We start from the raw sequence: 407 nt of genomic DNA on the forward strand, positions 1-407 counted from the left end.
CTTATATGCTGATTGACCGCTACGGCCTAGATGCGCTTCGTTATTACTTATTACGCGAAGTTCCATTTGGCTCAGATGGTTTATTTACACCAGAAGACTTTGTTGATCGTGTGAACTTTGATCTTGCCAACGATTTAGGAAACTTGCTTAATCGTACAGTAGCAATGATTAACAAATACTTTTATGGTGAAATTCCTGCTTATCAAGGTAATGTAACAGAATTTGATCAAATTTTAGTAGATTTTAAAAACAATGTGGTGAAGGAATACGAAGGTAGCATGGATCACATGCAATTCTCTGTAGCTTTAAACCAACTGTGGTCACTAATTTCTCGTACAAATAAATATATCGATGAAACTGCTCCATGGGCACTTGCCAAGGACGAAGATAAACGCACAGAACTTGCA

1 protein-coding gene is annotated in these 407 nt (G+C 37.3%); it reads left to right on the top strand.

The window, feature by feature from the left end; genetic code table 11:
* Positions 1-407, top strand: a 407-nt coding sequence (locus C5S61_RS03850) for a class I tRNA ligase family protein (RefSeq protein WP_164689214.1), incomplete at both ends; no start/stop codon positions are given.

It is taken from the genome of Herpetosiphon llansteffanensis (assembly GCF_003205875.1).
Lineage (GTDB): Bacteria > Chloroflexota > Chloroflexia > Chloroflexales > Herpetosiphonaceae > Herpetosiphon > Herpetosiphon llansteffanensis.